The organism is Cupriavidus sp. 01L43, assembly GCF_056399925.1.
Map to the genome: position 1 here is coordinate 1 of NZ_JBFTSH010000026.1, position 18,216 is coordinate 18,216.

Consider the following 18,216-nt stretch of genomic DNA (forward strand, 5'->3'; position numbering starts at 1 on the left):
GGGGCTACACGGTGGTGATGGTGGAGCAGAACTTCCGCTTCGCCGCGCCGCTGGCCGACCGCTTCTACGTGATGGAGCACGGGCAGATCGTCGAGCGCTTCGCCGCCGCCGAACTGCAGGCCAAGATGCCGGTGCTGAACGAACTGCTTGGCGTGTAGACACAAAGGGAACCGCATTTCATGACTTTCGATATTGGGATTCCCCTGCCGGCGCTGATGTCCCAGCTGCTGCTTGGGCTCGTCAACGGTGCGTTCTACGCGATGCTGAGCCTTGGGCTGGCCGTCATCTTCGGCCTGCTCAACGTGATCAACTTCGCCCATGGCGCGCTGTTCATGCTCGGCGCCGTGCTCGCCTGGGCCGGCATGGAGTACGCCGGCCTCAACTACTGGGTCATGCTGGCGCTCTCGCCGCTGGTGGTGGCCGTGCTCGGCGTGGTCCTCGAGAAGACCATGCTGCGCTGGATCTACAAGCTCGACCACATCTACGGCTTGCTGCTGACGCTCGGCATCACGCTGGTGATCGAGGGCGTGTTCCGCTCGATCTACGGCGTGTCCGGCCTGCCCTACTCGCCGCCGGACGCGCTGCAAGGCGCCACCGACCTCGGCTTCATGATCCTGCCGAACTATCGCGGCTGGGTCGTGGTGGCCTCGCTGGTGGTCTGCTTCGCCACGTGGTTCGTCATCGAGAAGACCAAGCTCGGCGCCTACCTGCGCGCCGGCACCGAGAACCCGAAGATGGTGGAAGCGTTCGGCGTGAACGTGCCATTGATGGTGACGCTGACCTATGGCTTCGGCGTGGCGCTGGCCGCCTTCGCGGGCGTGCTGGCCGCACCGGTGGTGCAGGTCTCGCCGCTGATGGGCCAGAACCTGATCATCGTGGTGTTCGCAGTGGTGGTGATTGGCGGCATGGGCTCGATCATGGGCGCCATCCTCACCGGCCTGGGCCTCGGCGTGATCGAGGGCCTGACCAAGGTGTTCTATCCGGAAGCGTCCTCCACGGTCGTGTTCTTCATCATGGTGATCGTGCTGCTGCTGCGTCCCGCCGGTCTGTTCGGGAAGGAAAAATAAATGCTGGATTCGCAAAACCCCCGCGGCCGCGCCGCGCTTTACGGCATCGCGCTGCTCGTCGTGGCGCTGGCCCCGATGCTCGGCGCCTACCCGGTGTTCGTGCTCAAGGTGCTGTGCTTCGCACTGTTCGCCTGCGCCTTCAACCTGCTGATCGGCTACACCGGCCTGCTGTCCTTCGGTCATGCGGCCTTCTTCGGCGGCGCCGGCTACGCGGCCGGTCACGCCATGAAGGTCTGGGGCGTGACGCCGGAACTGGGCCTGCTGATCGGCACCGCCGGCGCCGCCGTCACGGGCTGGGCGATGGGCGCGCTGGCCATCCGTCGCCAGGGCATCTACTTCTCGATGATCACGCTGGCGCTGGCGCAGATGCTGTACTTCTTCTGCCTGCAGGCGCCGTTCACCGGTGGCGAGGACGGCATCCAGGGCATTCCGCGCGGCAACCTGTTCGGCCTGCTGCCGCTGGGCGATGACCTCGTGCTGTATTACGTAGTACTCGTTATCGTGGTGGCGGCGTTCGCGCTGATCGTGCGGATCATCCATTCGCCGTTCGGCCAGATCCTCAAGGCCATCAAGGAGAACGAACCGCGCGCCGTGTCGCTCGGCTACGACGTAGATCGCTTCAAGCTGGCCGCCTTCGTGCTGTCGGCGGCGCTGTCCGGGCTGGCCGGCTCGCTGAAGGCGCTGGTGCTCGGTTTCGAGACGCTGACCGATGTGCACTGGTCGATGTCCGGCGCCGTGATCCTGATGACGCTGGTGGGCGGCCTCGGCACGCTGACGGGCCCTATCGTGGGCGCGCTGGTGGTGATCGCGCTGGAGAACAAGCTGGGCGACCTCGGCACGTTCCTCGCCAGGCTCACCGGCCTCGACTGGTTCAACACGCTCGGCGAGTCCGTGACGATGGTGACCGGCGTGATCTTCGTGATCTGCGTGCTGACGTTCCGGCGCGGCATCGTCGGCGAGATCATCGCCAAGGCGGCGCAGTGGCAACAGCGCCGCCGTCCCGCCGCGCCGCTCGGTTCACATCTCGTCGATCGCGGTTGAGGCCGTGACCACGCCGGCCTCTTTCTCCAGCGAGAAGCGGTCGCGCGTGGTCACGTAGAAGCTGGCACCAAAGCGCCCCACGGGGAAGTAGTCCTGCAGGCGCACGCGCCAGCGTTCGGTGTCGATCAGCCCGTCCCGGGCATGCAGGCGCAGCACGCGGCCGATGAAGATCTGGCGGCTCGCGGTCTCCAGCGTCTCCCACAGCGTGCATTCGAACGCGACGGGCGCCTCGGCAATCCGGGGCACCGCCACCTGGGTGCACGGCGCCGCCGTGAGGCCCACCCGTGCCAGTTCGCTCACATCGGGCGGCAGCCGTTCGCCGCAGCGATGCATCTTCTCGGCCATGGCCTCGTCGCTGAGGTGCACCACGAACTCCTTCGTGCGCACGATATTCGCCGCCGTGTCCTTCAGCGCGCCGTCGCCCAGGCGGTTGACGCTGATCATCACGATCGGCGGCTCCTCTCCCAGCATGTTGAACATCGAGAACGGCGCGGCATTGGCCGTGCCGTCTGGCCCGAGCGTGGTCACCAGCGCGATGGGCCGGGGCACGATCAGGCTCGCCATGAGCTTGTAGCGCTGGTATTCGGTGATGGCGTTGAAGTCGATTTCCATGGGGTGTTCCGGTCAGCCCTTGCTGGTCTTTGGCAATCCCAGCATCTGCGCCAGGCTCTTCTCGCCCTGCATGCGCGAGGTTTCGATCCGTTCCTCGAGTTCGCGCAAATGGGCTTCCATGCGCGCGACGGCGCCGGCCGCATCGCGGGCCTCGATACAGGCGACGATGGCCGCGTGCTCGTCGTGCTCGCACGGCGCGTGGCCGGGCGGCTCGTAGAGGCCCACGATCAGCGAGCAGCGCGAGACCAGTTCGGTCAGGTAGCGTTGCAGCACCGGGTTGCGTGCCAGCGCCGCAATGCGCAGGTGGAAGCCGCTGGCCAGCCGCGCCCACGAGGGCTGGTCGAAGCGGTGCATGGCGTCGTGCTCCTCGGCCAACTGGCGGCGCAGGTCGCGCAGATCGGCTTCGGTCACGCGCGTGACGGCGAGTTCCACCAGCACGCGTTCCATCGCCCGGCGGGCCTCGAAGATCTGGCTGGTTTCCTCGGGCGTGGGCTCGGCGATCACCGCGCCCTTGTTCGGCCGCAGCGCCACGATGCCATCGTGGGCCAGCTTCTCCAGCACCCGACGCACCACGGCACGGCCCACGCCGAACAGTTGGCACAGCTCCGGCTCGGGCAGCTTGGTGCCCGGCGTCAGCCGATGGTTGAGCACACCGTCGAAGATGGCCTGATAGATGCGCGTATCGGCGTCCTCGGCGGTCTCTTCCTCGATCGGATCGACGGGCTTGACGGTCTCGGAAGTCCGCTTGGCGGCGGCCTTGGCGGCCGCGGGCTTCCTGGCAGCTTTGGTGGACATGACTTCGGTCAGGGAAACGATGGCCATGATATTAGCGTGAAGGGGTCACTGCGACAGGGTCCACGGCATCCATCGCGTCGCAGATCGCACCCGGCGTGGTCAGCCAGACCTCGCCATGGGAGCGCCGCGCCGCGATATGCGCCAGCGCCCGGCGCAGGTGCCGCAGCCGGTACGGCTGGCCCACCAGGTAGGGATGCAGCGCGATGCCCATCACCAGCGGCTGCGGGTGCTGCGGATCGTTGGCCTGCGCCAGCATCTCGTCGAACTGGTCGATGATCATGTCGGCGAAGGCGGCACCGTCGAGGTGGCGCGCGATGATCATCGGGATGTCGTTCAGTTCCTGCGGATAGGGAATCGACCACAGCGGGCCGCCGCGCGTGGCCATGCGCACCGGGCGGTCGTCGTGTGCCCAGTTCAGCGTGTAGCGGTAGCCAGTCTCGACCAGCAGGTCCGGCGTCACCATCGTCTCGGAGATCCACGGCGACAGCCAGCCGCCCGGCGCCCGCCCACTATGCGCCGCGATGCGCTCCCGGCAGTGCACCAGCAGCGCCCGCTCGCCCGCTTCGTCGAACTCGCTTTGGCGATGGGCATTGGTGTGGCCATGGCCGATCAGCTCGTCGCCGCGCGCCAGGCAGGCGTCCAGCACTTCGGGACAATGGTCATAGAGCGCGGTGTTCAGCAGCACGCCGGCCGGCATCTCCAGCCGGTCGAACAACTCCAGGCAGCGCCACACGCCCACGCGGTTGCCGTACTCGCGCCAGCTGTAGTTGAGCACGTCCGGCTGCGGCGAAACTGGCCCGAGGTTCGCGCCCAGCCCCTCGCCAAAGGCGAAGTGCTCGATATTGAAGCCGAGGTAGACCGCCAGCCGTGCGCCATTGGGCCAGCGGAACGGGTCGGCGTCGGTAATCGGCCGGTACGGAAAGCGGCCATGGTCGCGCAGCGGGCCGAAGGTGGGAAGCCCGGCGGTGGCCTGCGTGGCCGCCAGCGGACTCGGGTTTTGCGTCATGGAGGGATGCCTCTCATCAAATGTGCCCCGCTTTGGCTCATCGCGCACCGGATTCGTGCGACATGAACCATGACGGATCGTATGCAGCCAGGTTTGCAGATCGTTCGCAAAATGCGGGCCAGATCGTCTGCATCTTGACGGGTCAATCGCTCCGGGATCATTTTCGGTTTTGTCGACGGATTGGCACGGCTCTTGCGAGCCGGGTGGATCGAAGCACCCATCCCCATCGATCCGTCCATCCGGAGAACTGCCATGTTTCGTCCCCAACGCCGCGCCCTCCTCGCGACCGCCGCCGCTGCCTGCGTCATGACGGCGCTGCCCGCCCAGGCCGCCGACACCATCAAGATCGGCCTGATCACGGCGTTGTCCGGCCAGTCGGCGCGCGCCGGCGAGTCGCTGACGCGCGGCATGACCGTCGCCATCGACGAGATCAATGCCAAGGGCGGCCTGCTGGGTGGCCGCAAGCTGGAACTGGTGCGCCGCGACGACGAGGGCAACCCGGCCAAGGGTGTGCTGGCCGCGCGCGAGCTGATCTACAAGGAGAAGGTGGCCGTGCTGTTCGGCGGGCTCGACACGCCGGTGTCGATGGCCATCGTGCCGATCGCCAATCAGGAGAAGGTGCCGTTCATGGGCCCGTGGGCCGCCGGCACGCCGATCACGCGCAATGGCGCCAACCCGAACTTCGCCTTCCGCGTGTCCGCCGTGGACGAGGTCGTGGACAAGGCGATGCTCCAGTACGCCCAGAAGACCTTCAACGCCACCAAGCCCGGCCTGATCCTGGTGAACAACCCGTGGGGCGAGTCGAACGAGAAGGGCATCGTCGCCGCGATGGCCGCCAAGGGCGGCAAGCCGGTGGGCGTGGAGAAATTCGAGGCCAATGACGTGGATGTGGTGCCCCAGCTCGGCCGCCTGAAGGCCGCCGGCGCCGACGTGCTGCTGATGGTGGGCAACGTAGGCCCGTCCGCGCAGGTGGTGAAGTCGCTGGACCGCATGGGCTGGAAGGTGCCGGTGGTCTCCCACTGGGGCCCGGCCGGCGGCCGCTTCACCGAACTGGCTGGCCCGAACGCCAAGAACGTCCACTTCGTGCAGACGTACAGCTTCTTCGGCGCACAGACTCCGGTCAGCACGCGCGTGGTGACCGACCTCAAGGCGAAGTACAGCGACATCAAGGGCCCGGACGACATCACCCCGGCCGTGGGCGTGGCCAACGCCTACGACGCCACGCAGCTCGCTGCGCTGGCGATTGCCAAGGCCGGCAGCACCAAGGGCGATGCCATCCGCGAAGGCTTCTACAAGATCGACCGCTACGAGGGCCTGATCAAGACCTACGTGAAGCCGTTCTCCCCGACCGCGCATGACGCCCTGAGCGAAAACGACTACGTCTGGGCGCAGTTCATCGACAACCGCATCGTGCCGGTGGCGAAGTAAGACAGGCGCTTCGTAGAAGCAATATCGATCGTTCAAGCGCCTGCCCTCTCCCCCGCCCCTCTCCCAGAGGGAGAGGGGAGAACACCGTCGGTTTGCTCCCCTCTCCCGCGTGCGGGAGAGGGGCCGGGGGAGAGGGCCGGCGCATCGTCGCGCGATATCGATTGGCAAGCAAAATCAAGGATTCACCATGCTTTGGATCTCCGCCCTCATCAGCGGGCTCGGCCTGGGCAGCATGTATGGCCTGATGGCCCTGGGCTTCCACATCACCTACGCGGTGTCCGCCACCGTCAACTTCGCGCAGGGCAGTTCGATGATGCTGGGAGCAGTGCTGACGTACAGCTTCGCGCAGACGCTCGGCTGGCCGATGCCGCTCGCCATCGTGCTGGCCCTCGGCCTGTGCGCGCTCTACGGGCTGGCCGTGGAATTCCTGGCCGTGCGCCCGTTCGCGAGCCGGGGCTCCAATGCGTGGCTGATGGCCACCGTCGCGCTCGGCATCGTGCTCGATAACCTGGTGATGCTCGCCTTCGGCACCGAGCCGCGCAGCCTGCCCTCCCCGCTCGCCGCGCAGTCCGTGCAGCTGGGCGATACCGGCGTCGGCGTCTATCCGCTGCAACTGGTGATTCCCGTGGTCGGCCTCGCGCTCGCGGCCGTGCTGCACTACGTGCTGCGCCGCTCGCGTTGGGGCGTGGCGATGCTGGCCGTGGTGCAAAACCGCGACGCCGCGCGCCTGATGGGCATTCCCATCCGCCGCACCATCGCCGGCGCGTTTGCCATTTCCACGCTGCTGGCCGGCATTGCCGGCGTGCTGATCGCGCCGCTGTTCAACGTACAGGCGGACATGGGCACCGTGTTCGGTCTGAAAGCCTTCGCCGTGGCCATTCTCGGCGGGCTCTCCAGTGCCTGGGGCGTGATGATTGCCGGGCTGATCTTCGGCGTGGCCGAGGCACTCATCACCGCATCACTCGGCTCCAGCTACACCCAGATCATCACGTTCGCGCTGGTGATTGCGCTGCTGGCCCTGCGGCCGGACGGCCTGTTCGGACGCGCGGAGGTACGCAAGGTATGAACGATTCGATGGTCTCTTCCAATCCGCCCGCCCCGCCGGCTTCCCCTGCGCCGCTGGCCCGGCCGGCGCGCGCCGCCGCCCCGCTGCTCGGACTGGGCACGCCGCTCCAGATTCTCGCCATGCTGGCGGTGCTGCTGGCCGCCGGCGGGCTCGTGCTGTCGCTCAACGGCTATTTTGTCTTCGTGATTGCCGGCGTGGCGATGCTGGCCATCTGCGGTGTGGGCCTGAACCTGCTGCTCGGGCTCACCGGGCAGGTGTCGTTCGGCCATGTCGGCTTCTATGCGATCGGCGCCTACACGGTCGCCATCCTGACCGGCCAGGCCGGCTGGAGCTTCTGGGCCGCGTGGCCGGTGGGCGCGCTGATCGCCGCGCTGCTGGGCGGCCTGCTCGCCCTGCCCGCGCTGCGCGTGAAGGGCCCCGGCCTGGCGATGGTCACCATCGCCTTCGGCTTTATCGTCGAGCACGGCGCCGTGGAGTGGCGCGCGCTGACCGGCGGGCAGAACGGCCTGATGGGCATCGCGCAACCGTCGTTGCCCGGCGTGGAAGGCGGCGAGCGTGCACTGGCGCTGATCGCGCTGGCCGTGCTGGGCGTGGCGCTGGCCGCCTATGCCCGCATCGCGCGCGGCAGTTGGGGCGCGGCGATGCGCGCGGTGCGTGACAGCGAAACCGCTGCGGCGTCGATCGGTGTCAATCCGCTCGTGGTCAAGACCGTGGGCTTCGCGTTCTCCGCCGCGCTGGCGGGGCTGGCTGGCGGGCTGTTCGCGCCGCTGCAGGGCATGGTCACGCCGGGGATGTTCTCGTTCCTGCAATCGATCCTGTTCGTGCTGGTGGTGATGATTGGCGGGGCGGGCACGGTGGTCGGCCCGGTGGCGGGCGCCGTTGTGGTTGGCCTGCTGCCCGAGCTGCTGTCCAGCCTGGAGAACCTGCGCCTGCTCTGCTTCGGCATGCTGTTGCTGGTGGTGCTCTGGGTGGCGCCCACGGGCATGGTGGGCGTGGTGACGGACCTGCTGCGCCGCCTGCGGCCGGCCCGCGCGGCTGCCGCCCATGCTTCCGTGGCTGGCGCGCAGCTGCCGGTGCGACCGGAGGAGACGCGCCGGGGCCTCTCGGCGCTGGGCCTGTCGATGGTGTTCGGCGGCGTGCGCGCCGTGGACAACCTGTCCTTCGATCTGCCGCCGGGTCAGGTGACGAGCCTGATCGGCCCCAATGGCGCCGGCAAGTCCACCGTGCTGAACATGCTGTCCGGCTACTACCGTCCGCGCGAGGGCGGGCGCCAGCTTGGCACGGCGCCATTGTCAGCGCGCGGCGCCTGCGACAGCGCCCGGCAAGGCATCGCCCGCACCTACCAGACCACGCAGCTCTTCGCCGGCATGAGCGCCACGGACAACGTGGCCATCGCGCTGACAAAGGGCCGCCTCGGCACGCTGCTCGGCATCGCCGGTTTCACCGCCCCCGCCGTGCGCCAGGAAGCGCGCGCACTGCTGGCCGCCTGCGGCTACACCGGCAACCCGGACGCCAGCGCCGCCGATCTGGCCCACGTGGACCGCCGCCTCGTGGAAATCGCCCGCGCACTGGCTACGCGGCCCGCCGTGCTGCTGCTGGACGAACCGGCCGCCGGCCTCTCGCGCGAGGACAAGGCCACGCTGGGCCGCCTGCTGCGCAAGATCGCCGATAGCGGCGTGGCAGTCGGTCTGGTCGAACACGACATGTCGCTCGTGATGGATGTCTCCGATGGCATCGTCGTGATCGATGCCGGCCAGCGCCTGGCCGTGGGCACGCCCGAGGCGATCCGCACCGATCCAGCCGTGCGCCGCGCCTATCTGGGCGACGCCGCCAACGCGCCGGCCCGCAAACCCTCGGCCAGCCAGCCGGTGGGTGGCGCGCCGCTGCCGGAAGTGCTGGGCGTGAGCGCGCTGCGCGCCGGCTATGGCGCCGCGCCGGTCCTGCACGATGTGGACCTGCAAGTGCGCGAAGGCGAGATGGTCGCGCTACTGGGCGCCAACGGCGCCGGCAAGTCCACGCTGATGCGCGCGCTGGCGGGCCTGCATCGCCCGGTGCAGGGCGGCATCACGTTCGACGGGACCGATCTCGCCCGGCTCGACGCCGCACGCATCGCCGCGATGGGCGTGGTACTCGTGCCGGAAGGCCGGCAGGTGTTCCCGGAGCTGTCCGTGCTCGACAACCTCCGCCTTGGCGCCTTCCCGTCCGGCCCGCTCCCGCGCGTGGAGATGATGCGCCGCGTGGAATCGATGTTCGCGCGCTTCCCGCGCCTGCGCGAGCGCCAGCACCAGCGCGCCGGCCTGCTTTCCGGCGGCGAACAGCAGATGCTGGCCGTGGCGCGCGGGCTGATGTCGCAGCCCACCGTGCTGCTGCTCGACGAACCGTCGCTCGGCCTCGCGCCGAAGGTCATCGACGAGCTGTTCGCCTCGCTCGATACGCTGCGCGAGGCCTCCATCACCATCCTGCTGGTCGACCAGATGGCCGCGCTCGCGCTGTCGCTGGCGGACCGCGCCTATGTGCTGGAGGAAGGCCGCGTCGTGGCCAGCGGCCCGGCCGACGAACTCGCGCGCGACCCGGCGCTGGTGCAGGCCTATCTGGGAGGACATTGAACCCACGATGACACCAAACCCGCACACCCCCGCCCTCGCCCCCAATCTCGCCCATTCCCGCGGGGGCATGGTCACCAGCCCGCATGCGCTCGCCAGCGAGGCGGGTCTCGAGATCCTGCGCGATGGCGGCACCGCCATCGAAGCCGCCATCGCCATCGGCGCCACGCTGGCCGTCACCTATCCGCACTTCACGGGGCTGGGCGGCGACGCCTTCTGGCTCATCAGCGACCGCGCGGCAACGTGCGCACGCTGTCCGGCATCGGCCAGGCCGCGCAGGCGCTGCCGGCGTTTGGCGAGTCGATTCCCACGCGCGGCCCAGGCGCCACGCTGACCACCGCCGCCACGGTCGATACCTGGGACCGCGCCTTCACCATCAGCCGCGACGCCTGGGGCGGCCGGCAGGACTGGTCCGCGCTGTTCCGCCGCGCCATCGCCTACGCGCACGAGGGCTTCCCGGTCACGCCATCGCAACATTTCTGGCAGAACTTCCGGGCCGATGAGCTGGGCAGCTGGCCCGGCTTCGCACAGACCTTCATGCCCGATGGTGCGATCCCGGCCATCGGCACGACATTGCGCCAGCCGGCGCTGGGCCGCAGCCTCGAACGCATCGCCAGCCATGGCGCGCGCGAGTTCTATGAAGGCGAGCTGGCCGAGCGCATCGTCGCCGGCCTGCGCGCCGTGGGCTCGCCGCTGCGCATGGCGGACCTGGCGCGTACCGCCGCGCGCGACGCGCTGCCGCTGCGCGTGCCCTATCGTGGCGGCGAGCTGCTGAGCCTGCCGCCGCCCACGCAGGGCGTGACCACGCTCCAGATCCTCGGCATCCTCGATCGATTCGACCTCACCGGCATCGCCGAGGGCAGCGCGGACTACTACCACCTGATGGTGGAGGCCGTGAAGGAGGCGTTCATCGAGCGCAACCGCTACGTGGCCGACCCCGAGTTCGTCGACGTACCGGCCGAAGCGATGCTCGCCCCCGCGCGCCTGGACGCCATGGCCGCGCGCATCGACCCGGCGCGCGCGCTCGACTGGCCGCACGTCTACCAGCACGGCGACACCGTCTTCCTGAGCGCAGTGGACCGCGAGGGCCGCTGCGTGAGCGTGCTCCAGACCGTGTATTTCGACTGGGGCAGCGGCGTGATGGCCGGCGATACCGGCATCCTGTGGCACAACCGGGGCGCGGCGTTCAGCGTCGATCCCACCCATCACAACGCGATTCAACCGGGCAAGCGCCCGTTCCATACGCTGAATCCGGGCATGTATCTCAAGGACGGGAAGCCGCGCCTGCTGTACGGCACGCAAGGCGCCGACGGCCAGCCGCAGACGCTGGCCGCCGTGCTCACGCGGCTGATCGACTACGGCATGGACCCGCTCACGGCGCTGGCACGGCCCCGCTTCCTGCTCGGCCGCACCTTCTCCGATGCCGCCGACAGCCTGAAGCTGGAAGCCGACGCTGGCACGGACGTGATCACGGCCCTGGCACGCCGTGGCCATGAAGTCAGCGTCATTTCGCCGCAGAGCCCGCTGGCGGGGCATCCGGGCGTGATTGCCATCGGCGAAGACGGCGCGCTGGCGGGCGCGCACGATCCGCGCAGCGACGGTGTGGCGATGGGCGTGTAACACGGCACGGTGGGGATGTATCGGCTTTGTATCGGTGTGGAACCCACCCCGGTGGGGCTCGTCAAAGCAATGACTGTCGCAAACTGTCGACCTCCGATCACGATGCGTTGCAGCGTGAAAGCCGGGCCGCGATAGTCCACAATCCCTAACGGAGGCCGCTACTGCCAGGCGACCCCCGAGTCCCCAGCAACCGCTCCCCTCTCGCCAAGGAGAACACCGTGCTGAGCCCACACGAACTGGCCACGCTGATGCTGATCGGCAACGGCCCCCATACCCGCTCCGATACTGCGGACGCACGCGAGATCGATCCCGTCGACCTCGATGCACTCGTCGCCCGCGAACTCGTTACCCTGCAAGCCGAACAAGGCCGACGGCCTTGCCCTCAAATCACTGCCCATGGCCGCTCGATGCTGAAAGCCGTCGGCCGGGAATGCTGAACCTTTCGCACTGACCTGACCGCTGACCGCTGGCGGCATCAATGGGATGCCGCCGGTCGATAGCCATCGGAGACGCTTATCGCCGGCTGGCAGTCTGACATCCCCGCGCGCCTCGACCGCCTGCCCTGGTCCGCCTGGCACTGGCGCGTGGCTCTCGCCCTCGGCATTGCCTGGGTGCTCGACGGGCTGGAGGTCACCCTCGTCGGCTCCGTGGGCGCCGTGCTGGAGCGGCCCGACACGCTCGGGCTCTCCGCCTCGCAGGTCGGCTGGACCGGGTCCCTATATATATTAGGGGCCGTCACCGGGGCGCTCGTCTTCGGCCGCATGGCCGACCGCCTGGGCCGCAAGCGCCTGTTCCTCGCCACGCTGTTCGTCTACATGACGGCGACGCTGCTGACGGCGTTCTCGCCGAACTTCGCGTTCTTCGCGCTGTGCCGCTTCCTGACCGGGCTCGGCATTGGCGGCGAATACGCGGCCATCAATTCCGCCATCGACGAACTGATCCCGGCGCGCGTGCGGGGGCGCGTCAACCTTGCCATCAACGGCAGCTTCTGGCTCGGTGCGGCGCTGGGTGCGGGGCTGAGCCTGGTGGTGCTCGATCCGCGCGTGCTCGGCCCGGTCTGGGGCTGGCGCGCCTGTTTCGCGCTGGGCGCGGTGCTGGCGGTGGCCATCGTCCTGATCCGGCGCCACGTACCCGAAAGCCCGCGCTGGCTGGCCACGCACGGCCACCGCGCGGAGGCGGAGCGGGTGATTGCCGGCATCGAGGCCGAGGTGGCCGCGCGCCACGGCCCGCTGCCGCCGCCGGACCCCGCCGCGCACGTGGCCTACGCGGGCCGGCCCGTGCCGACCGTGCGCGAGATCGTAGGGCTGCTGGTGCGGCGCTACCGCACGCGCAGCGTGGTCACCTTCGCGCTGATGGTGGCGCAGGCCTTCTTCTACAACGCCATTTTCTTCACCTACGCGCTGGTGCTCACGCGCTTCTACGGCGTGGCGGAGGAACGCGTGGCGCTCTATATCTTCCCGTTCGCCATCGGCAATGCGCTCGGCCCGCTGATCCTGGGGCCGCTGTTCGACCGCGTGGGCCGCCGCAAGATGATCGCGGTGACCTATGTGCTGTCCGGCATCGGCCTCGCCGCCACAGGCTGGGCGTTCATGGAGGGCTGGCTGGACGCGCGCGCGCAGGCGCTGTGCTGGTCGGCGGTGTTCTTCCTGGCCTCGGCGGCGGCCAGCTCGGCCTACCTGACGGCGAGCGAAGTCTTTCCGCTCGAAATGCGCGCGCTGGCCATCTCCATCTTCTACGCGGTGGGCACTGGCACGGGCGGGTTTATCGCCCCGGTGCTGTTCGGCATGCTGATCGAGACCGGCAGCCGGGGGGCGGTGGCCGTGGGGTACGCCATTGGCGCGGCGCTGGTGATCGTGGCGGGATTGCTGGCGCTGCGGTTCGGCGTGGATGCGGAGCGGCGCCCGCTGGAGCACATCGCCCCGCCGCTGGGCTCGGAGGCGGATGTTATGTCAATCCATAATAAAGATCGATAAATGATGAAATGGCATAATTTTTCGTCGGCTGCTATGCTATGACATAACACCACCCTCGGTTTGACCTATGTCCTCCTTCGCCGCCCAGTTGGGCCAGCTTCGCAAGGCGCGCGGCCTCTCGCTCGGCGCTGTCGGCCGTCTGATCGGCATGGCGGCGCCCAACCTGTCGGTGGCCCTGAGCGGCAAGCAGGATGTGCGCGGATCAACACTTGAGGCCATCGCCACCGCCCTCGACGCCGAGTGGGTCCTCGTACCGCGCGAGCATCTGGCCGAAGTCCAGCGCACCGTGAGCGGCAAGGCCACCGGCCCGGACCGCGCCGCGCCCACCTCGGTCGACCTGCTGCTCGGAGACGCCGATGCCTGACGACCTGCGCCCGCGCTATCTCACCGTCCACCTGCACAACATGCTGTGCGGCTATCTTTGCGAGGCCGGCCGCACCACGCGCTTCGTGCCGGGCGAAGCCTTCCGGGGCGATGCCGGACGGCCGACGCTGAGCCTCTCACTGACGATTCCGGGCAACGAGGCGCTGACCGCCACGATCCTCGCCAACCCGTTCCATCCCGCGCTCTACAACACCCATGGCGAGCTGCCGCCTTACTTTGCCGGCCTGCTGCCTGAGGGCGAGCTGCGCCGGCGGCTGGAAGCCACGCGGCACCATCCGGACGACCGCGACGACTTCGGCGTGCTGGCCGCAGCCGGCGAAGACCTGCCCGGCGCGCTGATCGTCCGCCCGGCGGACATCGACGCCCTGCCTGACACCGTGCGCACCGTGGGCGTGACCGGTGGCGCGGACAACCTGGAAATCGCCGTGGTGGAAGGCGCCACCGAGGGCGCGGCATCGGTGTCCGGCGTGCAGAACAAGCTCGCGCTGTCCACCGCGCACGCCGGCAAGCGTTACACCATGCCCACCCACGGGCGGCTGTCGGACCTGATCGCCAAGCTGCCGGCCCGCAACGACGACAGCCAGATCTTTAACGAATATGTGTCGATGCAGCTGGCGCAGGCGGCCGGCGTGGCCGTGGCGCCGTGCAAACCGCAGCCGCTGGCGACCATCGACGTACCCGGCCTGGCCGAGGCGCTCGGCGCCGACCTGCACTTCCTGGCCGTGGACCGTTTCGACCGCGAACCCGGCGGGCGCGTGCATGCGGAAGACGGCTGCCAGGTGCTGACGCGCATGCCCTCGCGCAAGTACGCCGGCAACGACGCCTACGTGGCCATCGTCCGCCTGCTGGAGCGGCTCAGCGTGCGCGGCATCGAGGACGTGCGGCAGTTCTTCATGCGGCAGGCCGTGAACACGCTGATCGGCAACAGCGACGCCCATCTCAAGAACTTCTCTTTTCTGTATCGGAACGGGACCATGCCCGAGCTGTCGCCCGCCTATGACATCGTCAGCGTGGCGGCGCTGTCCGGCTTCGCGGCCTTCGGCCAGAACGTGGCCATCGACGGCCTGCAGCGCAAGCAAACCCTCGAGACCTACCGCGACTTCGCCCGCGAGGCCAAGATCGCCGAGCGCATCGCGCTGGCGGCCGTGAAGGACGCCGTCAGCCTGGCCCGCGAGCGCTGGCCGGCCCTGCTCGACACCCTGCCCACGCCGCCGGCCATGCGCACCGTGGTGCTGGAGCGGCTGGAGACGCTGCCGCTGGCACGGCTGGCCCGGCGCTGAGGGCTTCCCCGGAAGGCTTCCCCTGAAGGCGTCCCCTATTGCGCCGTGGCCGCTGCAGCGTCGGCCTTTTTCGGATCGGCGACGATGGTCGCGCCGGCATCCTTCAGCAGCCGCTGGAAGTCCGGCGAGGTCATGATGATTTTCCCGGCCGCCGCACGCAGGCGGTCGACGGCCTCGGGCGGCAGGGAGAACGATGTGGGAAGTTCATTGAGGTAGGCCAGTTCCTCCTTGTCCTCCAGCCGGGCGAACGACACGTCGATGGCGTAGATCGTCGCGTCTGGCGTGCGTAGCGCACGGGCGACCCCCGCATCCTTGTTCGCAGCGAACGCCGCCGAGCGGCGCACCTCGCCCATGGCCCGCCAGCGCGCCTGACTGTCCTTCAGCAGTTCGGTCGCCTCATAGGAATAGTGGTCGATCGGCACGCCGGCAGCTTTCACCAGGATTTCGATCATGCCCGGCGGAGATTCGGACTTGTCCCATTCCGTCTTGGGCACGGAAAGCGAATTGACGACAAAGACCACGATGTGGCGCACCTGATCGAGCGGCGTCTGGAGGCCGACCAGATGCAGCGCTTCCATGAGTTCCAGGGTATCCAGCACGCTGCGCATGCCGAGGTTGTCGGACACGCCGCCATCCACCACATGGAGATAGGGTCGGTTGATGCTGTCGCCAAACTCCGCCTCTTCCTTGATATGGCGACTGGCGCGCGCGGCGGGCCGGGGCGGCTCGCTGTCATGGATAAACGGCTGGATCCAGTCCGGCGGCGTGTAGTGGCAATTGCCGCCGTAGTTGTTCAGGGTGATCGGCGTGAGCACCACCGGCACGGCGGACGAGGCCGCCGCCGCCCGCGACAGCCGCACGGCGTTGAGGTCCGAACACAGCACATCGAACGTAGCCTGCGTAAAGGGCAGGCGCGCGCCCGTGGTGATATCGGTGGCCGAGGCCACGATAAAGGGGCCCTGCCCCCGGTTGAGGTCGCCGAACGTCGCCCCATTGAACAGGATTTCATCGTAGAGGTCCGCCGCCAGTTCCGAGCGGCCCCATCCGCTCGACCACAGGGATGGCCAGTAGGCCGGATTGAAGGTCCGGCGCGTGATCGTGCCTTGCACATCGCGCTTGAGGAAACGCTGCTCGTAGTCATCGAACAGCTTTTCGCCGTAGAGCCCATAGGCCAGCGCCGTAAAGCTGCCGCCCGACACCCCGGTCACCACGCTCACATGATCGAGCAGGCGCGACTTGCCGCGCGGCCCGACGACTTCCGTGTTGCGCAGGAACTCCAGGACGCCATACGAAAAGGCCGCCGCGCGGGTCCCCCCGCCCGAAAAGGCCAGGATGACGAGGTTTTCCTTGCTGGCCGCGAACTGGGGCCGCGTAAAGAATCGATAGCCGGCATTCTGGTCTGCCTGGGCGATCGGCGGATTGACTGGCCGGCTCGCACAGCCGCCCAGCAGAAGGGACAGGCCAGGCAGGAGCCAGAACGCAAGCGCCAGCCATATGGAGGTGGCGGGGGTGGCGGGGGTGGCGGGGGTGTTCTTCATCCCTAGCTCAGCCCATCCAGCACAAGATGCTGCCCGTGGATCGCCTGAGCGCCATCGGAGGCCAGGAACGCTACCGCACGCGCTGCCGCGCCAGTAGACACCCAGAGCGTATGCTCCGCCGCCGGCATGGCATTGCGGTTGGCCGGCGTGTCCAGGATGCCCGGGGCGATGCTGTTGACGTTGATGCCCGCCGCGCGCACCTCGCGCGAGAGGCTTTCCACCAGCCGCTGCAGGGCGCTCTTGGACGCGCTGTAGGCCCCCATCGTGGCCGCGCCGGCCGTGGCGCCGCGCGCCGAGACGGCCACGACCTTGCCGCTGCGCTGGAACATCATCGCCGGAATGAAATGGCCGGTCACGGCGACGAAGGACCACGCGTTCAGATCCATCATCCGCAGCCAGGATTCCCGGCTCAGCGTGTGGGTGGGCTCGCCCATTTCGAAGCCGCCGGCCACGTGGACCAGCACGTCGACCGCGCCGAAGGCATCGAGGATGGCCGCCGCCACCGGCGCCATGGCCGTGTCGGACGTGACGTCGGCCGCGTGGAGCAGCATGCCGTGCTGCCCGGGCTCCGGATGGGCAAACACGGTTTGCAGGTGCTGCAGGTCACGGTCGATCAAGGCCAGCCGGGCGCCCTCGGCGGCGAAACGGCTGGCCACGGCGCGGCCCAGCGCGCCGGCGGCGCCGGTGATCACGACATGACGGGGAGGTGCGGTCGCATCCATCGATGGCTCCATGAAAGTTGCCCTTCCACCATAGAACCCGCGCGGCTGGACCGCAAAATGTTGCCGCGCGCAAAACTGTACAGCGCCGGCTGCGCCCATCTGTGCATGGCGGGCCACAACCGGCTCGGGCATGATGCGGCTCCGGCCATGCCGGCGGGCGTCGCGCGGCGCCCGGCACCACACTGTTCCAGGACCCGAATTGCCGCTTACCCGCCTCAAACAAAGTCAGACACTGCTGGCCGTGCTGGCCCTGATCGGCTCCATGGCCTCGCTGTGCGTGGGCACGTCGTTCGCCAAGAGCCTGTTCGGCGTCCTGGGCGCCCAGGGCACCACGGCGCTGCGGGTAGGATTCTCGGCCCTGATCCTGCTCTGCGTCTGGCGGCCGTGGCGTTTTCCGCTCACGCGCGCCAATGCCCGCGCCATCGCGCTATACGGCGCAGCGCTGGGCGCCACGAACCTGCTGTTCTATATGTCCCTGCGCACGGTGCCGCTGGGGCTGGCCATCGCCATCGAGTTCACCGGGCCGCTGACCGTGGCCGTGCTGTCCTCGCGCCGGGCGATCGACTTTCTCTGGATCGGCTGTGCCGTGACGGGCCTGCTGTTGCTGCTGCCGGTCGGGGCGACCGCGACCCACCTGGACCCGGTGGGCATCGGCTATGCGCTCGCAGCCGGGGTGGGCTGGGCGCTCTATATCGTATTCGGGCAGATGGCGGGCAATGCGCATGGCGGCCAGGCCACCTCGCTCGGGCTGACCATGGCCGCGCTGGTGACGCTGCCGTTCGGACTGGCCCATGCGGGGACGACGATGTTCAGCCCGTCGCTGCTGCTGGCCGGGCTGGCGGTGGGGCTGCTGTCGAGCGCGATTCCCTATTCGCTGGAGATGGTGGCGCTGAAACGCCTGCCGCGCCGCACCTTCGGCATCCTGCTCAGCATGGAGCCGGCCATGGGCGCGCTGGCCGGGCTGGCCTTCCTGCATGAGCAGCTCACGCCGATCCAGTGGGTGGCGATTGCCGCGATTATCGTGGCGTCGATCGGCTGTACCGCGACTTCCCGGCGCCAGGCGCCGATCTGACTTACCACC

15 protein-coding genes and 2 pseudogenes are annotated in these 18,216 nt (G+C 68.7%); 12 read left to right on the forward strand and 5 right to left on the reverse strand.

The annotated features are described in order from the left end of the window. The 3 genes and pseudogenes from AC1DP9_RS26905 to AC1DP9_RS26915 form a co-directional block, all read left to right on the forward strand. Nucleotides 1-158, forward strand: a pseudogene (locus AC1DP9_RS26905) (ABC transporter ATP-binding protein); the annotation flags it as partial. A gap of 21 nt (nucleotides 159-179) precedes the next feature. Next, nucleotides 180-1,067, forward strand: a complete 888-nt coding sequence (locus AC1DP9_RS26910; protein ID WP_477108983.1) for a branched-chain amino acid ABC transporter permease — start codon at nucleotides 180-182, stop codon at nucleotides 1,065-1,067. Next, nucleotides 1,068-2,108 (forward strand): branched-chain amino acid ABC transporter permease, encoded by a 1,041-nt coding sequence (locus AC1DP9_RS26915; protein ID WP_477108984.1) that lies wholly within the window; start codon nucleotides 1,068-1,070, stop codon nucleotides 2,106-2,108. Here the strand turns inward: AC1DP9_RS26915 and AC1DP9_RS26920 are convergent. From AC1DP9_RS26920 to AC1DP9_RS26930, 3 genes are read right to left on the reverse strand one after another with little or no spacing between them, the layout of a single operon-like run. After that, on the reverse strand, nucleotides 2,085-2,720 hold the full coding sequence (locus tag AC1DP9_RS26920) for a flavin reductase family protein (protein WP_092301868.1): 636 nt from the start codon (nucleotides 2,718-2,720) through the stop codon (nucleotides 2,085-2,087). The two genes, AC1DP9_RS26915 and AC1DP9_RS26920, sit on opposite strands and share 24 nt — an antisense overlap. A 12-nt stretch (nucleotides 2,721-2,732) precedes the next feature. After that, complete coding sequence (locus AC1DP9_RS26925; protein WP_255371010.1) at nucleotides 2,733-3,542, reverse strand: GntR family transcriptional regulator; 810 nt, start codon at nucleotides 3,540-3,542, stop codon at nucleotides 2,733-2,735. Between the two features lie 4 nt (nucleotides 3,543-3,546). After that, nucleotides 3,547-4,521: a polysaccharide deacetylase family protein gene (locus AC1DP9_RS26930; protein WP_477108985.1), complete on the reverse strand. Its 975-nt coding sequence runs from the start codon at nucleotides 4,519-4,521 to the stop codon at nucleotides 3,547-3,549. A gap of 252 nt (nucleotides 4,522-4,773) precedes the next feature. Here AC1DP9_RS26930 and AC1DP9_RS26935 point away from each other — a divergent pair, with 252 nt between their 5' ends. From AC1DP9_RS26935 to AC1DP9_RS26970, 8 genes and pseudogenes are all read left to right on the forward strand, one after another. Beyond that, nucleotides 4,774-5,949, forward strand: a complete 1,176-nt coding sequence (locus AC1DP9_RS26935; RefSeq protein ID WP_092301862.1) for an ABC transporter substrate-binding protein — start codon at nucleotides 4,774-4,776, stop codon at nucleotides 5,947-5,949. Nucleotides 5,950-6,136: 187 nt separating this feature from the next. After that, nucleotides 6,137-7,015 (forward strand): branched-chain amino acid ABC transporter permease, encoded by an 879-nt coding sequence (locus AC1DP9_RS26940; protein ID WP_092301859.1) that lies wholly within the window; start codon nucleotides 6,137-6,139, stop codon nucleotides 7,013-7,015. Continuing rightward, complete coding sequence (locus AC1DP9_RS26945; RefSeq protein WP_477108986.1) at nucleotides 7,012-9,621, forward strand: branched-chain amino acid ABC transporter ATP-binding protein/permease; 2,610 nt, start codon at nucleotides 7,012-7,014, stop codon at nucleotides 9,619-9,621. Before AC1DP9_RS26940 ends, AC1DP9_RS26945 begins: the two co-directional genes overlap by 4 nt. Before the next feature lie 7 nt (nucleotides 9,622-9,628). Next, nucleotides 9,629-11,238: pseudogene (locus AC1DP9_RS26950) on the forward strand (gamma-glutamyltransferase family protein). Nucleotides 11,239-11,456: 218 nt separating this feature from the next. Then, the gene (locus AC1DP9_RS26955; protein ID WP_092301853.1) at nucleotides 11,457-11,675 is read left to right on the forward strand and encodes a hypothetical protein; all 219 of its coding nucleotides are present in this window, start codon (nucleotides 11,457-11,459) and stop codon (nucleotides 11,673-11,675) included. 78 nt (nucleotides 11,676-11,753) lie between these two features. After that, nucleotides 11,754-13,211, forward strand: coding sequence for an MFS transporter (locus AC1DP9_RS26960; protein WP_477108996.1), 1,458 nt, complete (start codon nucleotides 11,754-11,756; stop codon nucleotides 13,209-13,211). 67 nt (nucleotides 13,212-13,278) lie between these two features. Then, nucleotides 13,279-13,575 (forward strand): helix-turn-helix domain-containing protein, encoded by a 297-nt coding sequence (locus AC1DP9_RS26965; RefSeq protein ID WP_092301847.1) that lies wholly within the window; start codon nucleotides 13,279-13,281, stop codon nucleotides 13,573-13,575. After that, complete coding sequence (locus AC1DP9_RS26970) at nucleotides 13,568-14,875, forward strand: type II toxin-antitoxin system HipA family toxin (RefSeq protein WP_477108987.1); 1,308 nt, start codon at nucleotides 13,568-13,570, stop codon at nucleotides 14,873-14,875. The genes AC1DP9_RS26965 and AC1DP9_RS26970 overlap by 8 nt, the downstream gene beginning before the upstream one ends. 35 nt (nucleotides 14,876-14,910) lie before the next feature. Here the strand turns inward: AC1DP9_RS26970 and AC1DP9_RS26975 are convergent, their stop codons facing one another. Together AC1DP9_RS26975 and AC1DP9_RS26980 are read right to left on the reverse strand one after the other, a co-directional pair. Beyond that, nucleotides 14,911-16,413, reverse strand: coding sequence for a patatin-like phospholipase family protein (locus tag AC1DP9_RS26975; protein WP_477108988.1), 1,503 nt, complete (start codon nucleotides 16,411-16,413; stop codon nucleotides 14,911-14,913). 2 nt (nucleotides 16,414-16,415) lie between these two features. Further along, a complete protein-coding gene (locus AC1DP9_RS26980) occupies nucleotides 16,416-17,135 on the reverse strand; it encodes an SDR family NAD(P)-dependent oxidoreductase (protein ID WP_092301838.1) in 720 nt (239 codons plus the stop codon). 199 nt (nucleotides 17,136-17,334) lie between these two features. Between AC1DP9_RS26980 and AC1DP9_RS26985 the strand changes: the two genes are divergently transcribed. After that, entirely contained in the window at nucleotides 17,335-18,207 is an 873-nt protein-coding gene (locus AC1DP9_RS26985; protein ID WP_477108989.1) for an EamA family transporter, read from the forward strand. Nucleotides 18,208-18,216: the final 9 nt, after the last annotated feature.

Bases quoted from the DNA above. Each gene is read 5' to 3' on its own strand.
- AC1DP9_RS26945 (WP_477108986.1), top strand. From the start codon at position 7,012: ATGAACGATTCGATGGTCTCTTCCAATCCGCCCGCCCCGCCGGCTTCC.
- AC1DP9_RS26935 (WP_092301862.1), top strand. From the start codon at position 4,774: ATGTTTCGTCCCCAACGCCGCGCCCTCCTCGCGACCGCCGCCGCTGCC.
- AC1DP9_RS26910 (WP_477108983.1), top strand. From the start codon at position 180: ATGACTTTCGATATTGGGATTCCCCTGCCGGCGCTGATGTCCCAGCTG.
- AC1DP9_RS26925 (WP_255371010.1), bottom strand. From the start codon at position 3,542: ATGGCCATCGTTTCCCTGACCGAAGTCATGTCCACCAAAGCTGCCAGG.
- AC1DP9_RS26965 (WP_092301847.1), top strand. From the start codon at position 13,279: ATGTCCTCCTTCGCCGCCCAGTTGGGCCAGCTTCGCAAGGCGCGCGGC.
- AC1DP9_RS26920 (WP_092301868.1), bottom strand. From the start codon at position 2,720: ATGGAAATCGACTTCAACGCCATCACCGAATACCAGCGCTACAAGCTC.
- AC1DP9_RS26975 (WP_477108988.1), bottom strand. From the start codon at position 16,413: ATGAAGAACACCCCCGCCACCCCCGCCACCCCCGCCACCTCCATATGG.
- AC1DP9_RS26980 (WP_092301838.1), bottom strand. From the start codon at position 17,135: ATGGATGCGACCGCACCTCCCCGTCATGTCGTGATCACCGGCGCCGCC.
- AC1DP9_RS26930 (WP_477108985.1), bottom strand. From the start codon at position 4,521: ATGACGCAAAACCCGAGTCCGCTGGCGGCCACGCAGGCCACCGCCGGG.
- AC1DP9_RS26940 (WP_092301859.1), top strand. From the start codon at position 6,137: ATGCTTTGGATCTCCGCCCTCATCAGCGGGCTCGGCCTGGGCAGCATG.
- AC1DP9_RS26970 (WP_477108987.1), top strand. From the start codon at position 13,568: ATGCCTGACGACCTGCGCCCGCGCTATCTCACCGTCCACCTGCACAAC.
- AC1DP9_RS26915 (WP_477108984.1), top strand. From the start codon at position 1,068: ATGCTGGATTCGCAAAACCCCCGCGGCCGCGCCGCGCTTTACGGCATC.